This window comes from Vulcanococcus limneticus LL (assembly GCF_943369875.1).
Classification (GTDB): domain Bacteria; phylum Cyanobacteriota; class Cyanobacteriia; order PCC-6307; family Cyanobiaceae; genus Vulcanococcus; species Vulcanococcus limneticus_A.
In genome coordinates this window covers 141702-164180 of sequence record NZ_CALROT020000003.1, presented here as the reverse complement: position 1 = coordinate 164180, position 22479 = coordinate 141702, and the positions used below count along the sequence as shown (strand labels likewise).

Annotated in this window: 16 protein-coding genes; 7 read left to right on the top strand and 9 right to left on the bottom strand. The window is 72.4% G+C overall.

Annotated features, from left to right (window positions below):
- Positions 1 to 179: 179 nt before the first annotated feature.
- Positions 180 to 2186, top strand: a complete 2007-nt coding sequence (locus ACLV7J_RS05150; RefSeq protein ID WP_411868048.1) for a putative bifunctional diguanylate cyclase/phosphodiesterase — start codon at positions 180 to 182, stop codon at positions 2184 to 2186.
- Here the strand turns inward: ACLV7J_RS05150 and ACLV7J_RS05145 are convergent.
- A complete protein-coding gene (locus ACLV7J_RS05145; RefSeq protein WP_411868047.1) occupies positions 2131 to 3243 on the bottom strand; it encodes a glycosyltransferase in 1113 nt (370 codons plus the stop codon). The two genes, ACLV7J_RS05150 and ACLV7J_RS05145, sit on opposite strands and share 56 nt — an antisense overlap.
- A gap of 131 nt (positions 3244 to 3374) precedes the next feature.
- Between ACLV7J_RS05145 and ACLV7J_RS05140 the strand changes: the two genes are divergently transcribed.
- Positions 3375 to 3620, top strand: coding sequence for a hypothetical protein (locus tag ACLV7J_RS05140; RefSeq protein WP_411868046.1), 246 nt, complete (start codon positions 3375 to 3377; stop codon positions 3618 to 3620).
- 147 nt (positions 3621 to 3767) lie between these two features.
- A complete protein-coding gene (locus tag ACLV7J_RS05135) occupies positions 3768 to 4115 on the top strand; it encodes an RNA recognition motif domain-containing protein (RefSeq protein WP_411868045.1) in 348 nt (115 codons plus the stop codon).
- Between the two features lie 323 nt (positions 4116 to 4438).
- Here ACLV7J_RS05135 and ACLV7J_RS05130 read toward each other — a convergent pair whose 3' ends face one another.
- Together ACLV7J_RS05130 and ACLV7J_RS05125 are read right to left on the bottom strand one after the other, a co-directional pair.
- Positions 4439 to 4690: a DUF3136 domain-containing protein gene (locus tag ACLV7J_RS05130; RefSeq protein ID WP_255126077.1), complete on the bottom strand. Its 252-nt coding sequence runs from the start codon at positions 4688 to 4690 to the stop codon at positions 4439 to 4441.
- Between the two features lie 211 nt (positions 4691 to 4901).
- A complete protein-coding gene (locus ACLV7J_RS05125; RefSeq protein WP_411868044.1) occupies positions 4902 to 9557 on the bottom strand; it encodes a chemotaxis protein CheB in 4656 nt (1551 codons plus the stop codon).
- Between the two features lie 406 nt (positions 9558 to 9963).
- Between ACLV7J_RS05125 and ACLV7J_RS05120 the strand changes: the two genes are divergently transcribed.
- Positions 9964 to 10914: a histone deacetylase gene (locus tag ACLV7J_RS05120; protein WP_411868043.1), complete on the top strand. Its 951-nt coding sequence runs from the start codon at positions 9964 to 9966 to the stop codon at positions 10912 to 10914.
- Here ACLV7J_RS05120 and ACLV7J_RS05115 read toward each other — a convergent pair.
- On the bottom strand, positions 10911 to 13805 hold the full coding sequence (locus tag ACLV7J_RS05115; protein ID WP_411868042.1) for a bifunctional acetate--CoA ligase family protein/GNAT family N-acetyltransferase: 2895 nt from the start codon (positions 13803 to 13805) through the stop codon (positions 10911 to 10913). The genes ACLV7J_RS05120 and ACLV7J_RS05115 overlap by 4 nt on opposite strands.
- Positions 13806 to 13827: 22 nt before the next feature.
- Entirely contained in the window at positions 13828 to 15192 is a 1365-nt protein-coding gene (locus tag ACLV7J_RS05110) for an NAD(P)-binding protein (RefSeq protein ID WP_411868041.1), read from the bottom strand.
- 68 nt (positions 15193 to 15260) lie between these two features.
- Here ACLV7J_RS05110 and ACLV7J_RS05105 point away from each other — a divergent pair, with 68 nt between their 5' ends.
- Positions 15261 to 15410, top strand: a complete 150-nt coding sequence (locus ACLV7J_RS05105; RefSeq protein WP_411868040.1) for a hypothetical protein — start codon at positions 15261 to 15263, stop codon at positions 15408 to 15410.
- A gap of 20 nt (positions 15411 to 15430) precedes the next feature.
- Here the strand turns inward: ACLV7J_RS05105 and ACLV7J_RS05100 are convergent, their stop codons facing one another.
- Both ACLV7J_RS05100 and ACLV7J_RS05095 read right to left on the bottom strand, forming a co-directional pair.
- Positions 15431 to 17563 carry a putative bifunctional diguanylate cyclase/phosphodiesterase gene (locus tag ACLV7J_RS05100; protein ID WP_411868039.1) on the bottom strand — a complete coding sequence of 711 codons (2133 nt, stop codon included), beginning with the start codon at positions 17561 to 17563 and terminating at the stop codon, positions 15431 to 15433.
- A 67-nt stretch (positions 17564 to 17630) separates the two neighbouring features.
- Positions 17631 to 17858, bottom strand: coding sequence for a chlorophyll a/b-binding protein (locus ACLV7J_RS05095; RefSeq protein ID WP_411868038.1), 228 nt, complete (start codon positions 17856 to 17858; stop codon positions 17631 to 17633).
- Between the two features lie 141 nt (positions 17859 to 17999).
- On the opposite strand from ACLV7J_RS05095, the gene ACLV7J_RS05090 reads away from it, so the two are divergent.
- Together ACLV7J_RS05090 and ACLV7J_RS05085 are read left to right on the top strand one after the other, a co-directional pair.
- Positions 18000 to 19220, top strand: coding sequence for a sirohydrochlorin chelatase (locus tag ACLV7J_RS05090; protein WP_411868037.1), 1221 nt, complete (start codon positions 18000 to 18002; stop codon positions 19218 to 19220).
- Positions 19221 to 19642: 422 nt separating this feature from the next.
- A complete protein-coding gene (locus ACLV7J_RS05085) occupies positions 19643 to 20065 on the top strand; it encodes a DUF2811 domain-containing protein (RefSeq protein WP_411868036.1) in 423 nt (140 codons plus the stop codon).
- A gap of 163 nt (positions 20066 to 20228) precedes the next feature.
- Here ACLV7J_RS05085 and ACLV7J_RS05080 read toward each other — a convergent pair whose 3' ends face one another.
- Positions 20229 to 21884 carry a GMC oxidoreductase gene (locus ACLV7J_RS05080; protein ID WP_411868035.1) on the bottom strand — a complete coding sequence of 552 codons (1656 nt, stop codon included), beginning with the start codon at positions 21882 to 21884 and terminating at the stop codon, positions 20229 to 20231.
- Positions 21884 to 22237, bottom strand: a complete 354-nt coding sequence (locus ACLV7J_RS05075; RefSeq protein ID WP_411868034.1) for a hypothetical protein — start codon at positions 22235 to 22237, stop codon at positions 21884 to 21886. The genes ACLV7J_RS05080 and ACLV7J_RS05075 overlap by 1 nt, the downstream gene beginning before the upstream one ends.
- Positions 22238 to 22479 lie beyond the last annotated feature (242 nt).

Below are 22479 nucleotides of genomic sequence, written 5' to 3'. Positions count from 1 at the left end.
GGGAGTCGTGCCGGCCAAGGTCGGCCCCACTCCCCCACTTCCCCACTCCCCCACTCCCCCACTCCCTGCTGGCCCCACACTCCCCCGATCCCCAGGGCGACTTACAGGAGCCCACCCCCACCCGCAGCGCCTGGGACCCCTCCCGCCACGGCTTCCTGCTGCTGCCGGGCGACGGCCTGGTGCTGGTGTCAGAGGCCCTGGTGGTGCTGCACGTGGATCGCACCGCCCGGTCGCTGCTCGGCAGCCGTGCGGCCCCTCTGGAACAGGCCGCCCTGCCGGCGGTGTGGCCGGAGCTGGCTGAGCTGATCGCCAGGCACCGCGACGCTCTGGAGCAGGGGCCCCTGGACCTGGAGCTCCCCTCGCCCCAGGGCCCGCTGCACCTGCGCCTGTTCCGCACCGATGATGGCGTGGGCGTGGGACTGCTGGCCCAGCCGGCGGCCGAGGCCAGCGCCGACTCGCGGCTGCAGCTGTTCGAGGGCCTGCTCAACACGATCCAGGACGCCGTGCTGATCACCCTGGCCGAGCCCACGGAGCGGCCAGGCCCGGTGATTGTGTACGCCAACGAGACCCTGCTGCGCGACACGGGCTTCAGCCGCGAGCAGCTGCTGGGCCGCAGTCCTCGCCTGTTCCAGGGGCCCGACACCGACCCCACCGTCACGGCGGATTTCGGCGCGGCCCTGCGGCGCTGGGACTCCCCCGCCATGGAGGTGCTCAACTACGACCGCGCCGGCAACCCCTACTGGATCGAGCTCAAGGTGGCGCCGCTGGCCGACAGCGACGGCTGGTTCACCCACTGGGTGTCGGTGCAGCGGGATGTGTCGGATCGGCGGGCCGGCGAGCAGGCGCTCGCCCAGCAGGCCCTCTGCGATCCGCTCACCGGCCTGCCCAACCGCCGCGGCCTGGCCGAGCGGATCGAGCAGGCCCTGGCCCGGCTGCAGCGCCGGCCGGGCCTGCTGGCGCTGCTCTTCTGCGATCTCGACCGCTTCAAGGAGGTGAACGACCGCTACGGCCACGCCACCGGCGATGCCCTGCTGCTGGAGGTCACGCACCGCCTGCAGACCGTGCTGCGCAGCCACGACACCCTGGCCCGCCTGGGGGGCGATGAGTTCGTGGTGCTGGTGGACACCCTGGCCAGCGAGGACGATGCGGTGCAGCTGGCCCAGCGCCTGCAGGACAGCCTGGTGGAGCCCTGGTGCCACGGCGGCGAGGAGCTGTCGCTGTCGATGAGCATGGGGGTGGCGATGTGCACCCACGGCCGCACCTCGGCCGAGGAGCTGATGCGCCGCGCCGATCTCACCATGTATCAGGTGAAGCTCGCCGGCCGCGACGGGGTAGCCGTCTACGACGCCGATGTGGATCAGGCGGTGCAGGCGAGCGTGGGCCTGCGCCAGCAGCTGGAGCAGGGCCTGCGCCACGACCGGCTGCTGCTGCACTACCAGCCGATCGTGAACCTGGAGGACGGGGCGATCCTCGGGGCCGAGGCCCTGGTGCGCCTGCAGGGGGCCGACGGCGCCCTGATCCCGCCGGATCGCTTCATTCCCATGGCCGAGCGGACCGGCCTGATCGTGCCGATGGAGCGCTGGGTGGTCGCCTGCGCCATCGACACCCTGCGGGAGTGGCAGCGCCAGGGCAGGCCCTGGCGGCTGTCGATCAACGTGAGCCCCCATCACCTGGAGAAGGGCACCCTGGTGCAGGAGCTGCTCGAGCAGCGGGAGCGCACCGGCGTGGATCTGGCCGGCCTGCGCATCGAAGTGACCGAGACGGTGCTGCTGCGGGAGCACGCCCAGGCGTTCCACGACCTCTCGGCCCTCAAGCAGGCGGGCGTCTGCATCGCCCTCGACGACTTCGGCACCGGCTACTCCAGCCTCTCCTGGCTGAGCCAGCTGCCGGTGGACATCGTCAAGCTGGATCAGTCGTACATCCGCCAGATCGGCGACGATCCCCGCTGCGCCACCCTGATCCGCGGCTTCGTGCGGGTGTTCAAGGAGCTGGGCCTGGTGGTGGTGGCCGAGGGCATCGAGACCGAGGAGCAGCGCCAGATCCTGCTGGCCATGGGCTGCCAGGTGGGCCAGGGCTACCTGTTCGGCCGGCCCACCCCGCTCAGCGACTGGACCTACGCCGCGGCGGACGTCAGCGGGTGGGGATGCGGCGGCCCTTCCACTCGATCGTGCCGCGCTCCAGGTTGAGGATCGCCGTCACGAACACCCCCAGGAAGAACAGCACCGGGATCGGGAACACCAGGCTGATCCAGCCGAAGGCCCCCACCCGCCGCGACAGCACCCCCAGCTGCAGGGCGAAGGCGCCGTAGATCCCTGCGTTCAGCCAGGGATCGGGGTTGCCCACCAGGGGCCAGCCCAGCAGGGCGGCCGGCAGGCACCAGGCGGCCCAGAACAGGCCCGAGAGCCACAGCAGCACCCCCAGCAGCCAGGGCCAGCGCACCTCGGCGGCGGCGGTGGCGAAGTTCTTGCCGAAGCCGATCACCATGTCCCGCAGGCCGCCGGGGTACATGCGGTACTCGATCTGGCCCCGGCCGATGAAGGCGCTCACCGGCAGGCCGGCCCGCTCGTAGAGGTGGGCCAGGAACCAGTCCTCCACCACCTGCCCCGCCACGGCGGCGTGGCCGCCGCTCCGCTGGTAATCGGCGCGGCTGGTGGCCATCGCCGGCCCGAAGGCCACGCCCACGTTGGGCCCCAGGGGCACCGCCATCAGGCCCACCAGGTTGAACAGCAGCGAGAGCTGCTCATAGGGCTTCTCGGTGTGGTGGAACGGCTGCACCGACACCAGGCCCCCCAGCCGTTGCTGGGCGGCCAGCAGCTGCTCCAGGAAGTGGGGGCCGGGCACGGTGTCGGCATCGAGGAACACCAGGCACTCGCCGCCGCTGGCGAGCACGCCCTGGTGCAGTGCCCAGGTCTTGCCGCACCAGCCGGCCGGCAGCGGCGGGGCCTGGATCACCCGCGCGCCGGCGCCGCTGGCCACGGCGGCCGTGGCGTCGCTGGAGTGGTCGTCGATCACGATCACCTCCAGGGGCCGCAGGCTCTGCTGGGCCAGGGCCGCCAGCAGGTGCGGCAGGGTGGCCGCCTCGTTGCGGGCCGGAATCAGCACCGACAGCTGCGGCTCGGCGCGCTGCCCCTCCAGGGGCTGCGCCTCCGCGGCGCCGGAGGCCTCGGGCAGGACCGGCATGCGCAGGCAGAGAAACCAGCCCAGCAGCCAGCGCACCAGCAGCGAGATCTCCACCAGTCCCATGGAGGAGCCAACCCCGAGCGTCGTGTGTCGCACGCTAGGAGCCTTGGCCGGGGCGGGAGTGTTGCACTCCACCCGGAGCGCTGCACCCCAGCCGATCGTTCCTAGCCTGCAGGGGCAGACGCACGGCAGCGATGCACTTCTGGGCTCCCGCGATCGATCCCGCCCACCCGATGGACTGCACCCAGGCGGAGCACTACGTGCTCACGCGTCTGGAGGGGGGCACCTACCTGGCCATCGCCGGGGAGGACCAGCACCTCGAGGATGTGGCCGATGCCCTGGCCGCCCACCGCTTCCACACCCATGAGGCCGCCCTGCGGGCCGCCGAGGAACTCAACCGGCTCGGCCAGGGGCCGGTGGATGTGGTCAAGCTGGATTGAGGCTCCGGTGGCTTGGTCGCCCCGGCCGATCAAGGCGGGGGGTGTCTTACCCCGTGCTAGTTTGAGAGCCGATTCAAAGATTTCTCTCCAGCAAGCTCGCAACTTTCTTCAGGGCTGTCGACGAGTCGGTTCATAGTTTTCTAGTTCATGACAATTTACGTTGGGAATCTGTCCTTCGACGCCGAAGTGGCCGATCTCGAGCACCTGTTCACCGAGTACGGCCAGGTGAGCAAGTGCACCCTTCCCCTCGACCGCGACACCGGTCGTAAGCGCGGTTTCGCCTTCGTCGACATGGCCAATGCGGCCGATGAAGACAAGGCCATCAGCGATCTCCAGGATGTGGAGTGGATGGGCCGCAACATCCGTGTCAACAAGGCTGAGCCACGCACCGGTGGCGGCGGCGGTGGCGGTGGTCGCGGCGGCTACGGCGGCGGCGGCGGTGGTTATGGCGGCGGTGGCGGCTACGGCGGCGGCGGCGGCGGCAACCGCTACTGAGCTTCCGGGCAACCGAGCCCTACGGCTTCTGATCTCCTGAGCCTCTGAAGCTCTCCATCCCCACCGGTCCGCCCCGCGCGGACCCCGGGGATGGACATGCATTCCGCTCACTTGGTTGGGTATCCGATCGAGATCGGCGCCCTGCGCAACCGTCCCCAGTTCGGGGGCGGTTTTTTTGTGCCTGCTCGACAGCGTCGTGGTCCCCAGGGTTGTGGACGCTGGCGTGGGACCAGGCGTGGCCCCCGGCGGACCGTGCCGGGGTGATGCTGCTTGGGTGCCGGGGTGCCCGCTCGCGCCGCTGGGCTGACCCCGGGGGCCGGGCTTCAGCCCTCGGCCACCAGCAGGGCCGAGGCCTGCTCCTCCTCCACTTCGCGTCGCACCTGGTTGAGGATGTGGTCCGGCGACTTGTAGCGCCGGGGCAGGCAGTGGTGCAGGGTCGCCAGGCGGCTCCAGCAGAGGGTGCGCTGGATCGTGCTGGCGCCACGGCCCTCCTGCACCAGCATCTTCATGGCCCGCCGGTAGAGGTAGTACTTCGACTCGAGTTCACCGATCGTCAGGGAAGGCTGTTCGCTCATGGGTTTCGATCGAGGGGTTCGCAGTCGGCAGGCCGTGGGGCCTGGCAGGGGTCTGGTGGCGGGGACAGCCGGATGGGGCTGCTCCGGTGCGGCACGATGCGAACCCGGACCTCAGGGGTGCGCAGCTTGAGGTGGCCACGCGGTGGGACCGCGGGAGCAGGTGGGCCAAGGCCTCCGGAGATGGAACCGGTTGCCGAGCCCCCAGCTTAGGTCAGCTGCCTGGGCGCTCCGCCAGCCACGCCAGCAGCTGCTCGATCGGCATCGGCTCGGCCAGCCGGTAGCCCTGCATCAGGTCCGCCTTCACCTCCACCGCCAGCTCCCGCTGCGCCGCGGTTTCGATCCCCTCGATCACCACCAGGGCCCCCAGGGCGTGCCCCATGTCGCTGGCGGCCCGCAGCAGGCGCCGGCCCTGGGCGTTGCCGCCGCACAGCTGCAGAACCTGGTGATTGAGCTTCACGTAACGCGGTTTCAGGCTTCGCAGCACCCGGATGTTGGAGCAGCCCATGCCGTAGTCGTCAATGCAGATCTCGGCCCCCTGGCGGCGCAGCTGCTGAAGCGTTGCCAGGGCCTGGACGTGATCCGGCAGGCACACGCTCTCCCGGGCCTCCAGCACCAGACCCGCCAGCGCCGACGGCTCCGGGCCTGGAGCGAGCTGCGCGGCCAGTTCCGGATCCTGGAGCTGCCGCACCGACAGGTTCACGCCCACCCGCAGGGCGCCGGCGCCGCTGGTCCTGAGGCGCTCCAGGTCGGTGCGCAGCAGCCCCAGCACCAGGGGCGAGAACTGGCGCACCAGGCCGCTCTCCTCGGCGAAGGCGATGAAGTCGCCGGCGGCCACGCAGGCCCCGTCGCGGCGCCAGCGCAGCAGCGCCTCCACCCCCCACACCCGGCCATCGGCCACGCTCAGGATCGGCTGGTAGTGGAGCTCGAACTGGCCGGCCTGGATCGCCGCGGCGATCTGCTGCTGCATCGTGCGCCGCTCCTCCGCGGCGGCATTCATCTGGGGCATGAAGTAGGCGAAGGCGTCGCCGCCGCTGGCCTTCACCGCATACATCGCGGCATCGGAGGTGCTCATCAGCCCCTCCATCTCGCCGGCGTCGTCGGGATAGAGGCTGATGCCCACGCTGCCGCCCACCCGCACCTCGGCTCCGCCGACGGCGATCGGCTGCCGCAGCATCGCCATCACCCGCTGCAGCACCGACTCCAGTTCGCCGATGCCGGCGTAGCCCGACACGACGATGCCGAACTCGTCACCGCCGAGGCGGCCCACGCAGTCCTGGCCGCGCACCACCTGCTGCAGGCGCTCGCTGACCGTCTGCAGCACCACGTCGCCGGCGTCGTGGCCGTACTGGTCGTTGACCTCCTTGAAGTGATCGAGGTCGACCCAGGCCAGGGCCAGCTGGCTCCGGTCCCGCTGGCAGCGGCTGATCTCCCGCTGCAGGGTGTCGGTGAAGGTGCTGCGGTTGAACAGCCCGGTGGCGGCATCGACCCGGGCCTGGCGCTCCAGCAGCCGGGTCGATTCGCGCAGGGCGGTCACGTCCTGCAGCACCAGCAGCGCCACCGTCTCGCCGATCGGCTGGGGCAGCAGGTGGGTCTCCGCCGTCACCCACAGCAACCGGCCGCTGTGGCTGCGCAGCTGCAGCTCCCGCAGGCCATCGCGCAGGGGCGGCTCGGAGATGTCCGTGCCGTCCGCGTCCGGCGTCGGCGCCACCGGCACCCGCAGCCGCTCCAGCGAGAGCCCCACCACCGACTCCGCCGTGCAGCCCACCAGATCGCAGAAGGTCCCGTTGGCCATCACCACCCGGCCCTGGTTGTTGAGCACCGCTACGCCGAACACCTGGGTGCGGAACACCGATTCGAAGATCGAGGCCAGTTCCTGGGCCCGGGCCTCGACCGCCTGCAGCGGGCTCACATCGGCCAGGGTGCCCACCACGCAGCGCTCCGCCCCCTCGCCCACCACCGTGGCCGCCTCGTCCAGCCACAGCCACTGGCCGTCGCGGCGCTGCAGCCTGTAGCGCACGGCCCAGCGCGGCTGGCCGCTCTCCCGGGCCGCCCGCACCCGCTCCCGGTCCGCCGGATCGATGCGCCCCTCCAGCAGGCCGGGCTGGTCCTGCAGTTCGGCGGCGCTCCAGCCGGTGAGGCTGGCCATGCGGGCGCTGGCATAGAGCAGCCGCTGCATGGCGCCATCGCGTTTCCACACCGCCTCCTCCAGGGCATTGGTGAGGTTGGTGAATTCCGCCAGGGCCGCCTCGGCGGCGGTGCGCAGCCGCACCAGCTCGCCCACGTCGGTGAGGGTCACGATCGCGCCGCGGCGGCGGCCGTCCCGCTCCAGGTAGGGCTGCACCTGCACCAGGTAGGCGCCGCCCTCGCCGCTGGCCTCGATCGCCACCCGCGGCCCGCCCGCCAGCACCGACTCCAGGGCCGGCTGCAGGCCCGGCAGCGGCAGGGTGGTGGGGATGCCGATCAGGGGCTGGCCGAGGTCGCCCTGCACCAGGGCGAAGATGCGCACCGCCAGGGGCGAGTAGCGGGTGACCCGCAGCTCCTGATCCACGATCACCATGCCCTGGTTGAGGGACGCCTGGATGTTCTCCAGGTCGTTGTTGAGCAGCTCCTGCTCCTCGCTGTGCTGGCGCAGCTCGGCGTTGAGGATCCCCAGCTCCTCGTTGGTCGACTGCAGTTCCTCGTTGGCGGCCTCCAGCTCCTCGTTCGACGACTGCAGTTCCTCGGAGGAGGCCTGCAGCTCCTCCGAGGAGGCCTCCAGCTCCTCGTTGGCGGTCTCCAGCTCGGCCAGGGAGCGGCGCAGGCAGTCCTGACTGCTGAGCAGCTCCCGCTCCAGCCGCTCGATCTCGCGGCCGAAGGAGGCATCCTTCTCCAGCACCCGCGCCGGCTGGCCGCCGGCCGCGGCCCCGCCCGTCGCGGCGTCGCCGGCCCCGGGGCCCTCCGGTTCGATCAGGAAGGAGAGGATCGTGAGCTCGCGATCGCCCACCGGCAGCGGCCGCGCCTCCAGCCGGATCGGCCGCTCCAGGCCGGGCAGGGTCAGGGCCCGGCTCTGGATCGGCACCCCGTCGGCCCGGGCGATCAGAAACAGGGTGCGGGCCTCCACCTGCAGTTCGGGCCGCAGGAACGAGCCGGCGGCGGTGGTGATCCGCCCCTCCGGCACCCGGCAGTAGGCCGACACATCCCCCACCACCTCCACCAGGTTGTGGGCTTCATCCAGCACCAGACAGGGGGCGCAGACCGTGCGCACCAGCGCCTCCAGCAGGGCCGTGTGCTGCTCGGGAACGCTGTCGCGGATGATGGCAATGCGGCTGGCGGCCGGCAGGGGCGGCAGCAGCGTGGAGCTCAGGCTGCTGCGGGCCGAGGGTCCGCTGATCGTCGGCAGGCTGGTGCGCGGGCTCTCCGCGGTGCGGCTGTAGAGGCGATGCTCCTGGTCGGCGCTGGCGAAGCCCGGCGTGCGGTTGCCCAGCAGTTCGGAGCTGCCCAGCATCAGCAGGCCGCCGGGCAGCAGGCCATAGCGGAACAGGGCCAGCACCTGCTCCTGCAGCGGCGCGGTGAAATAGATCAGGGTGTTGCGGCAGGAGATCAGGTCCAGCCGCGGGAAGGGCGGATCCTCCGTCACGTTGTGGCGGGCGAACACGGCGCACTCGCGGATCGCCTCCTGGATCTCGATCCCCTGGCTGCCCTCGCTGAAGAAGCGCTGCCGCAGCCGGGGCGGAATCGCCTCGGCCGCCGCGAAGGGATAGAGGCCGCGGCGGGCGGTCGCCAGGCTGCCCTCGTCGAGGTCGGTGCCGAAGATCTTGAGCTGGTGGGCCAGGTGAACCGGATGGTCCAGCAGCTCGCTGAACAGCATCGCGATCGTGTACACCTCCTCGCCGGTGGCGCAGCCCGGCACCCACACCCGGTACTGCTCGCTGCTGCCCTTGTGGGCGATGTAGAGGCGCAGCTGGTCGGCGAGGGCCTCGAAGCACTCCGGGTCGCGGAAGAAGGCGGTGACGTTGACCAGCAGGTTGTGGGCCAGGGCCACGGCCTCGTCGGCGTCGGCCGCCAGCAGGGGCAGGTAGTCCTCCACGCTGCTCACCTGGCGGATCGCCATGCGCCGCTGCACCTGGCGCCGCAGGGTGGAGGGCTTGTAGCGGGAGAAGTCGACCCCCACCACCCGCTTGAGCCGGCCCACCACGTCCTGCAGCAGCTCCGCCCGGGGGGTTGGCAGGCTGTGGCCCACCCAGTCGCCGCCGCCGGCCACCAGGTCGGCCAGGCGCTGGCCGATGCCGCGGGCATCGAGCACCAGATCGGCGCCGCCCAGGGCGATCGCCGCCTTGGGCATGCCGTCGAACTTGGCGCTCTCCGGCGTCTGCACCACCGTGAGGCCGCCGGCCGCCCGCACCGAGCGCAGGCCGTGGGCGCCGTCGGAGCCGGTGCCCGAGAGCACCACGGCCACGCCGCGGCTGCCCCAGTGCTCGGCCACCGATTCGAACAGCAGGTCGATGCTGGGGCTGGGCCCGAAGCGGCCCTTGGGTTCCACCACCCGCAGCCGGTCGCCCTGCACGGTCACGTCGTGGTTGGGGGGCGCCACGACGATCACATCGGGCTCCAGCCGCGCCCCATCCACCGCCTGCACCACCGACAGGCCCGTGGCCCGCGACAGCAGCTCCACGATCAGGCTGCGGTGCTCCGGCGAGAGGTGCTGGGCCACCACGTAGGAGACGCGGCCGCTGGGCACCAGGCTGCCGATCAGATCCTGCAGGGCCTCCAGGCCGCCGGCGGAGGAGCCGATGGCCACGATCTGGCGGCCCGGATCCTGGGCGTCGGTATCGGGGGGGGCGGCCGGCGGCGGGCTCTGCGGCATCCAGGCCTCGGTGGTCAGCTTCACCGTAGGCAGGACCTGGAGGCCCGCGCCATCGCCGTTACGGGGTTGCGGACCTGGGCCGGCCGGTGTTCCTCCCGACTGCGACAGCGTGTGGGCCGATACGGAATTTCCGGGAAATCGCCCTAGGGTCGAGGCATGGCTCAGTTTTCAGCAGCGCCGCAGAGCGGCCCTCTCGCATCCACGTCCACTCCTTCGGCTTCAACTCCTTCAGCCTCCCCTGCCTCTTCGGCTTCAGCGTCTACGGCTTCAGCGTCCACCCAGAGCGCCAGCGAATGGCGTGCCGGTGCAGTCACCCCGCTCCACGCCGCCCCGTCCCTGGTGGGCCCCGATGAGCCCTGGGCCTCGGGCCAGCGCAAGCGCTACCTGAACTCCCTCCAGACCAGCGAGCTGGCGGCCTGAGCCGCGGGCCATGGGGCAGCGCACCGGCCTGGTGTTCGATCCGGCCTTCGGGCTGCACGACACCGGCGCGGGCCACCCGGAATCGCCCCAGCGCCTGGAGGCCCTGATCCAGGGCCTGGAGACGGCCGGGCTGCGCCAGCGCTGCCGGGCGATTGCGCCCCGGCCCGCCAGCGACGCCGAGCTGCTCCGCTGCCACAGCCGCCGCTACCTGCAGACCGTGCAGCGCGACATCGCCTACGGCCGCGAGCAGCTCTCCACCGGCGACACACCCCTGGGCGACCACTCCGAGGAGGTGGCCCGGCTGGCGGCCGGCGGCCTGCTGGCGGCCGTGGAGGCGGTGCTGGCGGGTGAGGTGGCCAACGCCTTCGCGGCGGTGCGGCCGCCCGGCCACCACGCCGAGCCCGAGCGGGGCATGGGCTTCTGCCTGTTCAACAACGTGGCCATCGCCGCCCGCCACGCCCAGGCGGCCCTGGGTGTCGGTCGGGTGCTGATCGTCGACTGGGACGTGCACCACGGCAACGGCACCCAGGCGATCTTCTGGGACGATCCGAGCGTGCTGTATTTCAGCGTGCACCAGTGGCCCCTCTACCCCGGCACCGGGGCGGCGAGCCAGCGGGGCGGCGGCGCCGGCGAGGGCTTCACGATCAACTGCCCCCTGCCGCCGGGCTCCGGCCGCGCGGCGGTGCTCGGGGCCCTGCGGGAGCAGCTGCTGCCGGCGGCCGAGGCCTTCCGGCCCGAGCTGGTGCTGGTGTCCGCCGGCTTCGATGGGGCCCTCGGCGATCCCCTGGGCGACTTCCTGCTGCTGGATGTCGACTTTGCGGAGCTGACCCGGCTGGTGCTTGGCCTCGCCGAGCGCCATGCCGGTGGCCGGCTGGTGTCGGTGCTGGAGGGCGGCTACGACCTGGCCGGCCTGGCCCGCTCGGCAGCGGCCCACGTGGCGGCCCTGCTGGAGCCGGCCTAGGTGCCGGGCTCCTGGGCCGGCTCCAGCAGGCTGATGCGGGCCTCCACCACGTCCGGCGTGGAGTGGAGGCTGAAGCCCAGCTTCTGGCAGACCCGCTGCATGGCACCGTTCTCGTGCAGGATCTCGGCGGTCACCTCCGCCAGGCCCTCGTCGCGGCCGATGCGCAGCAGCTGGCCCAGCAGCTCGGTGCCCAGGCCCTGGTGCTGGTAGGGATCGCTCACCAGCAGCGAGAACTCGGCGCTGGCACCGGCATGGCTGCGGCTGAGCCGCCCTACGGCCAGCACCGTGTGCAGGCCCGAGTCGGGATCGCGCCGGTCCACCACCAGGGCCATCTCGCGGTCGTAGTCGGTGAAGCAGATGCGCACCAGCCGCTCGTGGGTGATGCGGCTGCTCAGCGACATCATGTGGAAGTAGCGGTAGTAGACGCTCTCCTCCGAGAGGGTGCGGTGGAAGGCCACCAGCAGCGGTTCGTCCTCGGGGCGGATCGGCCGGATCGTCACCGCCGTGCCGTCGCGCAGCCGCCAGGGCTTCACGTACTGGTTGGGGTAGGGCCGCACCGCCGGCCGGGGCAGCCCGCAGCTGTCGCCAGCGGCGTCGGCCAGCACGATGCGGGCATCGAGGGCGACGAGCTGCGTGGTCGGTCCGCCGGCCCCGCCACCGGTCGGGGCCCCGGCCGCCGCGCCAGCGCCGTCGCCGCTGCCTCGGGCCCAGGAGACGAGCAGGGGGTTGATGTCGAGTTCGCGGATCAGGGGCTGCTCCAGCACCAGCTGGCTCACCCGCACCAGCAGCTTCTCCAGCTCCGCCAGGTCCGCCGCCGGCCGGCCCCGCATCCCCTGCAGGGCGCCGTACACCTTGGTCTGCTCCATCAGCCGCCGGGCCAGGGTGGTGTTGAGGGGCGGCAGGGCCACGGCGCTGTCGCGGTAGACCTCCACCAGGGTGCCGCCGGTGCCGAACAGAATCACAGGCCCGAACTGGGGGTCCACGCTGCTGCCCACGATCAGCTCGATCGCCCCCTGCAGCCGCAGCATCCGCTGCACCGTCACGCCCTCGAAGGCCGCCGGGCCGTGGCGCTCGTCATGGCGCTCGCTGAGGCGCCGCTCCATGGCGCGGAAGGCCTGCTCCACCTCGGCGGGGCCCTGCAGGTTGAGCCGCACCCCCTCCACCTCGCTCTTGTGGCTGATGCTGGTGCTGTGCAGCTTCACCACCACCGGGTAGCCGATGGCCCCGGCGGCGGCCACCGCCTGCTCGGCCGTGGTGGCCAGTTGCGTCTCCACCACCGGGATGGCGTAGGCCGCGAGGACCTGCTTGGCCTCGATCTCGCTGAGCAGCCGGCGGCCCTGGGCCTGGGCCGCGCTCAGGATCTCGCGCACCCGCGGCCGTTCGCTGGATCCGGGCCCGCCGGGCCCGGATCCTGGACCGCCGGATTCCGCCTCCGGCAGCAGCTCCGGCGTCTCGTAGATGCCCCGCAGGTTGTAGCTGTAGCGCCACAGGGCGTTGAACAGGCGCGCGGCGGCGTCGGGGTAGCGGTTGGTGGCGATGCCGGTGCCGTTGAGGATCGCCTCCCCGGCGGCCACCTCGTCGCCGCCCATCCAGCTGGCCACCAGCGGCTTCTGGCTGGTGGCCGCCAGCTGGCGCAGCCGCTGGGCCGTGGCGGTGGGGTCCGTCATCGCCTGGGGGGTGAGCACCACCAGCAGGCCGTCGCTGTTGGGATCGTCGAGCACGGCGGCGATGGCGTCGGCGTAGCGCTGGGGATCGGCGTCGCCGAGGATGTCGATGGGGTTGCCATGGCTCCACTGGGGCGGCAGCCGCTCGTTGAGGCGGGCCAGGGTCTCGGGGGCCAGGCGCGCCAGCTCGCCGCCGGTCATCACCAGGGCGTCGGTGGCGAGCACCCCGGGGCCGCCGGCGTTGGTCACGATCGTGAGCCGCGGGCCGGCGGGGCGGTGGGGCTGCTTGGCCAGCACCTCGGCCAGGTCGAACAGGTCCGAGAGGCGATCCACCCGCAGCACGCCGCAGCGGCGGAAGGCGGCCTCCAGCACCGCGTCGCTGCCGGTGAGGGCGCCGGTGTGGGAGGCGGCGGCCTGGGCGGCCTCGGCGGTGCGGCCCCCCTTGATCACCACGATCGGCTTGGTGAGCGCCACCTCCCGCGCCGCCGACACGAAGGCCCGCGCATCGCCGATCGACTCCATGTAGATCACGATGCTGTGGGTGTCGGGGTCATCCCCCAGGGCGGTGATCAGGTCGCCCCAGCCCACATCGAGCATCGAGCCCATCGACACGAAGGCGCTGAAGCCCACGTTCTGGCGCTGGCTCCAGTCGAGCACCGCCGTGCAGATCGCCCCCGACTGGCTGAGGAAGCCCACGTGGCCCGGCCTGGCCATGGCGCCGGCGAAGGTGGCGTTCAGCCCCAGGCGCGGGTTCATCAGCCCCAGGCAGTTGGGCCCCAGCAGGCGCATCGGGCTGCGGCGCAGCCGCTCGCGCAGCTCCGTCTCCAGCGCCAGCCCCTCGGCTCCCACCTCGCGGAAGCCCGCCGAGAGCACCACCACCGCCTTGACGCCGGCCGCGGCGCAGGCGCCCACCAGGTCCGGCACGCCGGCGGCGGGGGTGGCGATCACCGCCAGGTCCACCGGCTCGGGAATCTCCCCCACGGCGGCGCAGGCGCGGATGCCCAGCACGCTGTGGCGCCGGGGGTTCACCGGAAACACGGTGCCGCCGAAGGGATGGCTGATCAGGTTCCAGAGCAGGGTGCGGCCCACGCTGCCCGGCCGCTCCGTGGCGCCGATCACCGCCACCGTGCGCGGCCGGAACAGGGCCGCCAGCGGTTGGCGCTGGGAGCGCAGGATGTCGTAGGTGGGGTCGCTCTGCAGGGGCGCCGGTGCGCCTTCGGCCGCCATGGCTGCCTCGCGCGTGCTGGCCTCAGCCAAGCAAGGGCGTCGGCCCCCGCCTCGACTCGCAACGGTTGTTGACGGCGGCAGCGGCGGCGGACTCCCCAGCGGCGGCGGCCAGCAGCCGGCCCGCCAGGGCCTCGGCGCTGCGCAGGGCCCCCTCCACGCGCCCGAAGCCCGGCCCGGCCACGTAGTCGCCACAGAAGCCAACCCGGCTGGTGGGGCAGAGGGCCAGCTCCAGCGGCAGGCCCGGGGCCCGGGGGAAGGCGGCGCCCCAGCGCATCAGCTGGCGCTCGCCCGCCAGGGAGCGGCGCAGGGCCGCGGCGGAAAACCAGCGGCCCAGGGCCTGGCCCAGGGCGTCCCGCAGGGCGGCGGTGAGGGCCTCGATCACGGCCTGCTCCTGCTCGGGTCGCGGCGTCACCCCCAGCTGGCTGGCGATCGAGGAGCGCGAGCCGTACACGCTCAGGTGTTCGGAGGCGAAGGTGGCACTGGAGTGGGCCACCACGGCGCAGCGCCCATCAGCCAGAGGCTGCACCGACAGCCGCGAGAGGTTCCAGCGCAGCTGGGCCGCCTCCGAGAACTCCAGCAGCCGGAACGGCAGCTTGCGCCAGGGGGCCGCCGCAGCGGCGGGCACCACCAGCAGCAGGTTGCTGCGGGCCTCCGACTGGATCGAAGCCAGCACGGCGAGCACGTGCTGCAGCTGCGGGTCCTGCAGCTGGGCGGCGGCGGCGGCCAGGGGCACCTCCGGCCAGTCGAGCAGCAGCCGGCTGCGGGGGTGGGCCAGCAGGGTGCCGCTCAGCACCAGCCAGTCCACCTCCGCCAGGGTCTGGCGATCCGGGCCCAGCAGGCGCCAGCGCCGCTGCGGCGTGACCTCCAGATGGCGCACCAGCTGGCCGAAGTGGGTCTCCACGCCGGGGCCCGCCTGCTCCAGCAGGCCGCGGCAGAGCTGCTCCATGCCCCCCTGGCCCCGGTAGAGGCTGCCGAGGCCGTAGGGGGCCGTGCCGCCGGGATGGAGCTGCCCCTGGCCGTCGAGCTGGGCGATGGGGTCGGTGAAGGGCTCGATCCAGCCGCCGGCCAGCAGCGGCTCCAGCAGCGCGGGCGGCGGGCTGGCCGTGAGGTTGAACATGGGCGCGCCGTGGTCGAGGCGCAGCCCGGGGTCGGTGCGGGAGCGGCGGGTGGCGGTGCGCCCCCCCGGCCCCCGGCCGCTTTCCCACAGGGAGATCGGCCCCGCCCAGCCCTGGCGCCGCAGTGCCGCCACGCCGGCGCAGCCCGCCGCACCGGCGCCGATCACGGCGAGGGAGCCGGGGGCAGTGCGGCTGCCGGTGCTGCTGCTGCTTCTGGGGCCGGGGCCGCGGTTGCCGCCGGAGCCGGCGGCCGCAGGGACGGGGCTGGACATGGCGCCATTCTCCCAGGCTCTCAGAATGGCAATGATTCGTTACAGTGCTTGCAGTCGCCCGGCTGCCCGTGCTCCTGGACCCGCTCGAGTTGCTGTCGGACTTCGTGGGCTACCCCCTGCGTCCGCTCGGCTTTGTGGGGGCCTGGCTGCATCAGGGTCTGCTGACCCGCCTGAGCTCCGGGGCCGCCATGCCGCTGGTGGGAGCGCCGCTGGGCTGATCGCCCGTGGGACGTCCGTTCTAGGCGGCCTGGGCGGCCAGCCGCTCCCCCAGTTGAACCGCCTCCATGGGCCGGCCGAAGTGGTAGCCCTGGAACAGCTCGCAGCCCAGCTCCAGCAGCAGTTCCACCTGGCTGGCGTTCTCCACCCCCTCGGCCAGGGGCGTCAGCCCCAGCTGGCGGGCCATGGCGATGGTGGCCGCCACGATGCTGCGGTCGGTGTGGCGGTCCACCAGCGGATCGATGAAGCAGCGATCGATCTTCAGCTTGTCCAGCGGCAGGCGGTGCAGCACCTCCAGGGAGGAGTAGCCCGTGCCGAAGTCGTCGAGGGCGAGCTTGAAGCCCAGGCCGGCCAGCTCCTGCAGCTGCTCGGTCACCAGGGCCGCATCCCGCTGGATCGCCGTTTCGGTGAGCTCGAATTCCAGTTGCTGGGGCTCGATGCCGTGCTGCCGGCTGGAGGTGTGGATGAAGCGGCTGAGGTTGCGCTCCGGGTCCTGCAGCTGGATGGAGGAGAGGTTGATCGAGAGCAGCGGCAGCCTCAGCCCCTGCTTCCGCCAGGCCGCCAGCTGGCGGAAGCTCTCCTCCAGCACCCACTGGCCGATGGCGTGGATCAGGCCCGTGCGCTCCGCCAGCGGGATGAAGTCGGCGGGCGACTGGGGCCGGCCGCGCTGATCGGTCCAGCGCAGCAGCGCCTCGGCCCCCACCACCCGGCCGTGGCTGTCGGTCTGGGGCTGGAACACCAGCCGCAGCTGCTCCCGATCCACCGCCCGGGCCAGCTCCTGCTCCAGCTGGGTGCGCGCCAGCATCCGGGCGCTGATCAGGTTGGAGTACACCTCCAGCTGGCGCAGTCCCCGCTGCTTGGCCTCAGTGAGGGCCGTGTTGGCCCGCTGCAGCAGCTCCAGCGGATCGCCGGCGTGCTCCGGCCACACGCTCACCCCCACCGTGACGGCGAGGGTGACGGCGAGGTGGTCCTGGATCGGCAGGGGCCGGGCCAGCTGGCGCTGCAGCTCCACCGCCAGGTTGAGGGCCTCGCCGATGCTGTGCACCGCGTGACTCAGCACCAGGAATTCGTCGCTGCCGGTGCGGGCCACCCAGTCGGCCTCACCCAGCAGCTGCTGCAGCCGGCGGCCGGTCTGCTCGAGCACGCGGTTGCCCACGGCGATGCCGAAGCTGTCGTTGATCGCCTGGAAGTCGTCGATGTCCAGGCAGATCGCCGCCAGGTTGGTGGTGCGGGGCAGCTCCCGCAGCAGCTGGTCCAGGTGGCGATGGCTGGCGGCCCGGTTCGGCAGGCCGGTCACCGCGTCGCGGAAGGCGGTCTGCTCCAGCTGCTCCTTCACGGCGTTGGCGGCCGTCACGTCCTGGAGGGTGCCGACCACGCCGACGGGGCGACCGCGCCTGTCGGCGTCGATGCGGGCGCGCAGCACCACCACCTTGCGCCGGCCGTTGCTGAGCCGTAGCTGCTGCTCCAGTTCCAGGGGCCGGCCCCCCTGGGCCAGCTCGCGGATGGCCAGGAGCAGCGCCGGTCGGTCGTCGGGGTGCACCCGGGAGAGATAGCGGCGCAGCTGGGGACGGCGGCTGTCGGGGAGCTCGAGGATCTGCTCGATCTGGGGCGACCAGAGGATCGGCCCCTGCAGGCTGCGCAGCTGCCAGCTGCCCAGCTGGGCCAGCTGCTCGGCCTCCAGCAGCTGGCGATTCGAGCGCTCCAGGTCCTCCTGGATGCGCAGCCGATGGGAGCGTTCGCGGGTGGCGGCCAGCAGCAGGGTCTGGCCGTCGCAGGTCACCAGCTCCAGGTGCACCTCCACGGCCAGGGCGCTGCCGTTGCGGTGCCGGTGGCTGGTGCTGAAGGTCAGGTGGCCGCGCTGGTGCAGCTCCACGACCATGGCCTCAACCCAGGCCTGATCGCGGGCCGGGTCGGCCTGGAGATCCCGGGGGGTGAGTGCCAGGTACTGCTCGCGGCTGTAGCCGAGCTGCTCGTGGGCGGCGACGTTGCAGTCGACGATCCTGCCCCCATCGGCGTCGAGGATCGTGCAGGCCCCGTCGACGAGATCCAGCAGATGGCGGTAGAGGGCCGCCTGGCTGGGAAAGGCGATGGCGTCGGCGGAGTCGATACCCCGCCCTGCCATGCCGACCTCGGGCTGGGGCTTCGGACGGGCCAAAACCGGCATCTCTGGACCCGCAATGTAGGGCCCTGCGATGCCGCTGGCCGCGCTCCGGAGCGGGCGGTCAGCCGAGGCCGCCGCCGGGGCCCAGCAGGGTGGCCAGGCCGATCTGGTGCAGGATCCCCTGGCCGGTGAGGGCCTCGGTGAGCACGCCGATCACGAAGCCGAGCATGGCGGCGCGGCCGTTGAACAGCTCCACGCGCTGCAGCTGTTCGGCGTGGATCTGGGCGGTGGCGGCGGCCTCGAACCAGCTGTCACTGGCGTTGGCGGAGACGGTGGGGGTGCTGGCCATGGGGAAGGTTGCGGTGATCGGCCAAATGTAACGAGTTCTTGCGCTCGCTTGACGGCCGCCAGGTGCGGCTTCCTCTCCAAGGATGTGGAAGTCCTGGCGGTGGCTGGGGCGGCGATAGGGTCGTTTCAGGCAGAGCACCCCATGACATCCACCGCAGCGCAACAGGATTCGCTCGAGCTCCAGGCGTTGGAGGGCGGTCCGATCGGGGTCCTGATCTGCGGCCACGGCAGCCGCAACCGCCAGGCCGTCGCCGAGTTCGCCCAGCTCGCCGAGGGCCTGAAGGCCCTGATGCCCACGCTGCCGGTGGCCTACGGCTACCTGGAGTTCGCCCGGCCCGTGCTGCGCGATGCCCTCGATGATCTGCGCGCCCAGGGGGTGCGGCGGGTGCTGGCGGTGCCGGGAATGCTGTTCGCCGCCGGCCACGCCAAGAACGACATCCCCTCGGTGCTCAACACCTATGCCGCCGAGACCGGCCTGCGGGTGGACTACGGCCGCGAGCTGGGGGTGGATCTGCAGATGATCCAGGCCGCCGGCGCCCGCCTGCGCCAGGCCCTCGATGGCGCCGATGCCGCCGCCCACGCCCGCGGCGACCAGCCCGTGCCCCTGGCCGAGACCCTGCTGGTGGTGGTGGGCCGCGGCTCGTCGGACCCCGATGCCAACTCCAACGTGTCGAAGGTGACGCGGATGCTGGTGGAGGGCTTCGGCTTCGGCTGGGGCGAGACCCTCTATTCCGGCGTCACCTTCCCGCTGGTGGAGCCGGGCCTGCGCCATGCGGTGCGCCTCGGCTTCCGGCGGATCCTGGTGTTCCCCTATTTCCTGTTCTCCGGGGTGCTGGTGAGCCGCATCCGCCAGCACACGGCCCTGGTGGCGGCGGACCATCCCGAGCTGGAGTTCCTGGAGGCCTCCTACCTGGGCGATCACCCGCTGGTGATCGAGACCTTCCGCCAGCGGGTGCTGGAGGTGGTGCGCGGCGAGACCCAGATGAACTGCTCCCTCTGCAAGTACCGGGCCCAGGTGCTGGGCTTCGAGGCCGAGGTGGGGGCGCCCCAGCGCAGCCACCACCACCACGTGGAGGGCCTGGTGGAGGGCTGCACCCTCTGCGAGCACGAGTGCACCGGCGCCTGCCAGCCCGATGGCATTCCGATCCCCCTGGGCCACCACCACCACGCCCATGGTGAGGGCCACGACCACAGCCATGCCCATGAGCACGGCCATGACCACAGCCATGAGCACGGCCCCGGTCACGAGCCCAGCCATGACCACGGCCATGACCATGGCCATGCCCCCTATCCCCACGCCGACCATCCCCTGGGCCCCCGCACCCTGCAGCGGTCGGCCCAGCGGCCGGATGGGGCCGCCTGAGCCGGGCGTGCGGGGGGCCGCCTGGGGGATCGGCCCCTGCCTCATCCGTCTCGGAGGGTCCGGGTCCCATGAGATCCACCGACATAAGCCCTGCTTATCCGAAGTGGATTTCCCCAGTTGCAGTGCTTTTTCCCCAGCTTTCTGGGGGGTTTTCCACAGGATCCGGAGGAAAAGCGGCGGTCGGAGCGAGGGTGTTGGGGATTGCGCTGATCGGCCAACCGTGCACTTGACAGGCGGTCCCTTGCTGCTAGGCGAGCGTGCCGCCAGGGCCGCAGCCCCGGGGATGGGCCAGTGCCGGCGGCCTGTCTCACGCTGGATCGACCTGGGTTCACGCCCGCGGCCCGCCCTTTGACGTGGGGGGGTGGGCTGTGGCTTTCTTGGTCGGCAGGACGGACGTGAGACGCTTGGACGCAGACATGGGCATGGGTTGGGATCGGGGGACGCAGGAGCCAGGCGCCCTGGGGCGCAGCGGTCACGACCACCCCGCCCCTGGCCACGCCCAGGCCCGTCCCCAGCGCTCCGAAGCCCCGCGCCGCCTGCCCCAGCGCGATCTGCTGCGCCGCTGCCTGGAGCGCGACGACGCCACCCCTACGGCCGCCCTCTCCACGGCAGCGGCCGCCGAGGACCCCAGCGGCGCCCTGCAGGCCCCGCGGGTCAGCCTGGAGGCCGAGGTGCCCGAAGCCCTGTTCGAGGGCATGCGCAACTTCCTCAGCGCCCGCCCCGAGTGGGACCAGTACCGGGTGATCACCTCCGCCCTCGCCGGCTTCCTGTTCCAGAACGGCTGCAGCGACCGCTGCGTGGCCCAGCACTACCTCAACGGCCTGTTCATGCGCCCCGGCGACTGAGCGGCCAAGAAAAAAGGCGGGAGTGCCGACCCCCGCCCGTGTGTTTCTCCCTTGCCCGACCCTTGTGAGGTCGCCCGCAGAGTGTGGGGGCGACCGGCGTTGAAAACTGTGGTGATGCACACCGCTCCGCCCTGGGCGTGAGCGCCTCCTCACCAACCGCCGCTCAGAGGTCCCCGCGCCGCAGGGCGGCGGCGGCCTGCTCACAGGCCCGCCAGGTGATCGCCATCTCCGTGAGGGTGGGGCTCTGCCAGCCGGCGCTGGGCCAGCAGGAACCGTCGGTCACCAGCAGGTTGGGGGTGCGCCACAGCTGGTTCCAGGGGTTGAGCACGCCGGCGTCGTCGCGGGCGGCCATCGGCGCGCCGCCCAGCTCGTGGATGTAGTAGCCGGGCGGCGGCGCCTCCGGGGCCACCGCCAGGCTGCCCTTCACCAGGGGCTCCAGCAGCGGAAACACGAACAGATCCGTGAGCGGGGCGATCCGGCCACCGGCGCTGGCCACCACCGCCTGCATGCGGGCCTGCATGTGGGCCACCATGCGGCGCTCGTTCTCGCCCCAGCGGCAGTCGATGTGGGCGATCGGAATCCCCCAGGCATCGGTGCGCTGCGGATCCAGGCTCACGCGGTTGTGGTCCTGGGCCAGCACCTCGCCGTGGCCGATCAGGAAGCCCACCGCCGACCCCCGCTCCCGCTTGAACGGCGCCGGCGGATCGAAGCGCTGGATGCCGGCCCAGAGGCCGTAGCCGCGCAGGAAGTCGGTGGCGGCGTCGCCGGCGGTTCCGCCCGGGGCCCCATCGCCCAGGTTCACGGTGTTGGGCAGGAAGACGCTGCCGGCGCCGGAGAGCTCGCTGGGCCCCGCGGGCGGCTGCTGCGGCAGGGCGAAGAAGCGGCTGGTGGAGATGTGGTCCATCAGGCCGCGCCCGAGGCTGCCGGAGGGATCCTCCAGGTCACCCTGCTGGGCGCTGTGCAGCAGCAGCCGCAGGCTCTCGATCGTGGAGGCGCACAGCACCACCAGGGCGGCCTGGACCCGCTGGCGCCGGCCGCTGGCCGCCTCCACGTAGACCACCCCCTGGGCACGCCCCGTTCCGGAGTCGACCTCCACGTGGCTCGCCACCGCGCCGCTGCGCAGCTCCACCCGCCCCGTGGCCAGGGCGGCGGCCAGGCAGCCCCCCTGGGAGCTGGAGCGTGGCCAGGGCCCGGCGCCGGCGCGGTGCAGCGCAAAGCCGCGGGAGTGGATCAGGGGCAGGCCCAGCTCCCGGGCCACCGCCTGTTGCAGGGTTGCTTCCGCGGGGGTGAAGGGCAGGGGATCCCGGTAGACGCCATCGGGCAGCTGGGGCAGGCCATCGGCCTGGCCGTGGACCTGCAGCAGGGTTTCCAGCCGGGCGTAGTAGGGGGCCAGGTCGGCGTGGCCGATCGGCCAGCTGCGGCCGTGGCCATCCCGCTCGGCCGCCTTGAATTCGTAGTCGGAGAGGCGCAGGGTGATGCCGCCCCAGGTGAGGCTCTTGCCGCCCACCTGGCGGCCCCGGGTCCAGAGGAAGGGCCGCTCGGCCGGGGTGCTGTAGGGGTTCTGGCGCTCGTCGACGAACAGCTCCGGGTTGGCCTTCCAGTAGCCGGGGTGGTGGCTGGCATGGCGCTGGCGGCCGCTGCTGAGGGCGGCGATGCGGCGGGCCGTGTTGAGGGGCTCGCTGCCGAAGGCGCGCCGGGCGCTGAGCTCCGGGCCGGCCTCGAGCACCAGCACCCGCAGGCCGGCCTGGGCCAGCACCATGGCGGCCACGCCGCCGGTGGCGCCGGAGCCGACGACGATCGCGTCGGGATCCTGGGCCATCAGGAGGGGGTCACCTGGGGGGTGGGCAGGGCCTCGGCCGTGGTGGCGGTGCTCGCCTCCAGCGTGCCGGTGGCCAGCTGGTCACCCTGGGCCGTGGCGGCCGCGGCGGCGCTGGCCGTCGCCGTGGGGGTGAAGTCCGCCAGCAGGCTGCCCAGGGCCACGAGCCCCTCGCCGATCACCTCAACGCTGAGCCACACCAGCAGCGCCAGCCAGATCAGCGGATGTTCGGAGCGCCGGCCCGCGGCCGCCGGTGTTGCGGCCGCTGCGGCGGGGGCGGTGGCGGCGTCCGTCGCAGCGGCGCTGGCGCCGTCAGCGGCCTGAGCACTCGGGCTGGACGTCGGGAAGGAATCCATGGCGATGCGGGGCAGCGTGGCGGCAGGCGATCCAGGTGGGAGCCGATCTGGGAGGGCGATCCAGGCGGGCCAGGCAGCCCTGCGATCAGGGCCGGGAGGCCGGGGTGATCGGAATCGGGAGCGGGTTCAAGACCAGCTTCCCAAGGGACAGGCCCGACGTGCGTTGGTGTCGGGGTTCAACAGAACGATCCAACGACAACGACGTCCGATGCAAACAAGTCCCAACGAAAAACCCCGGCGCT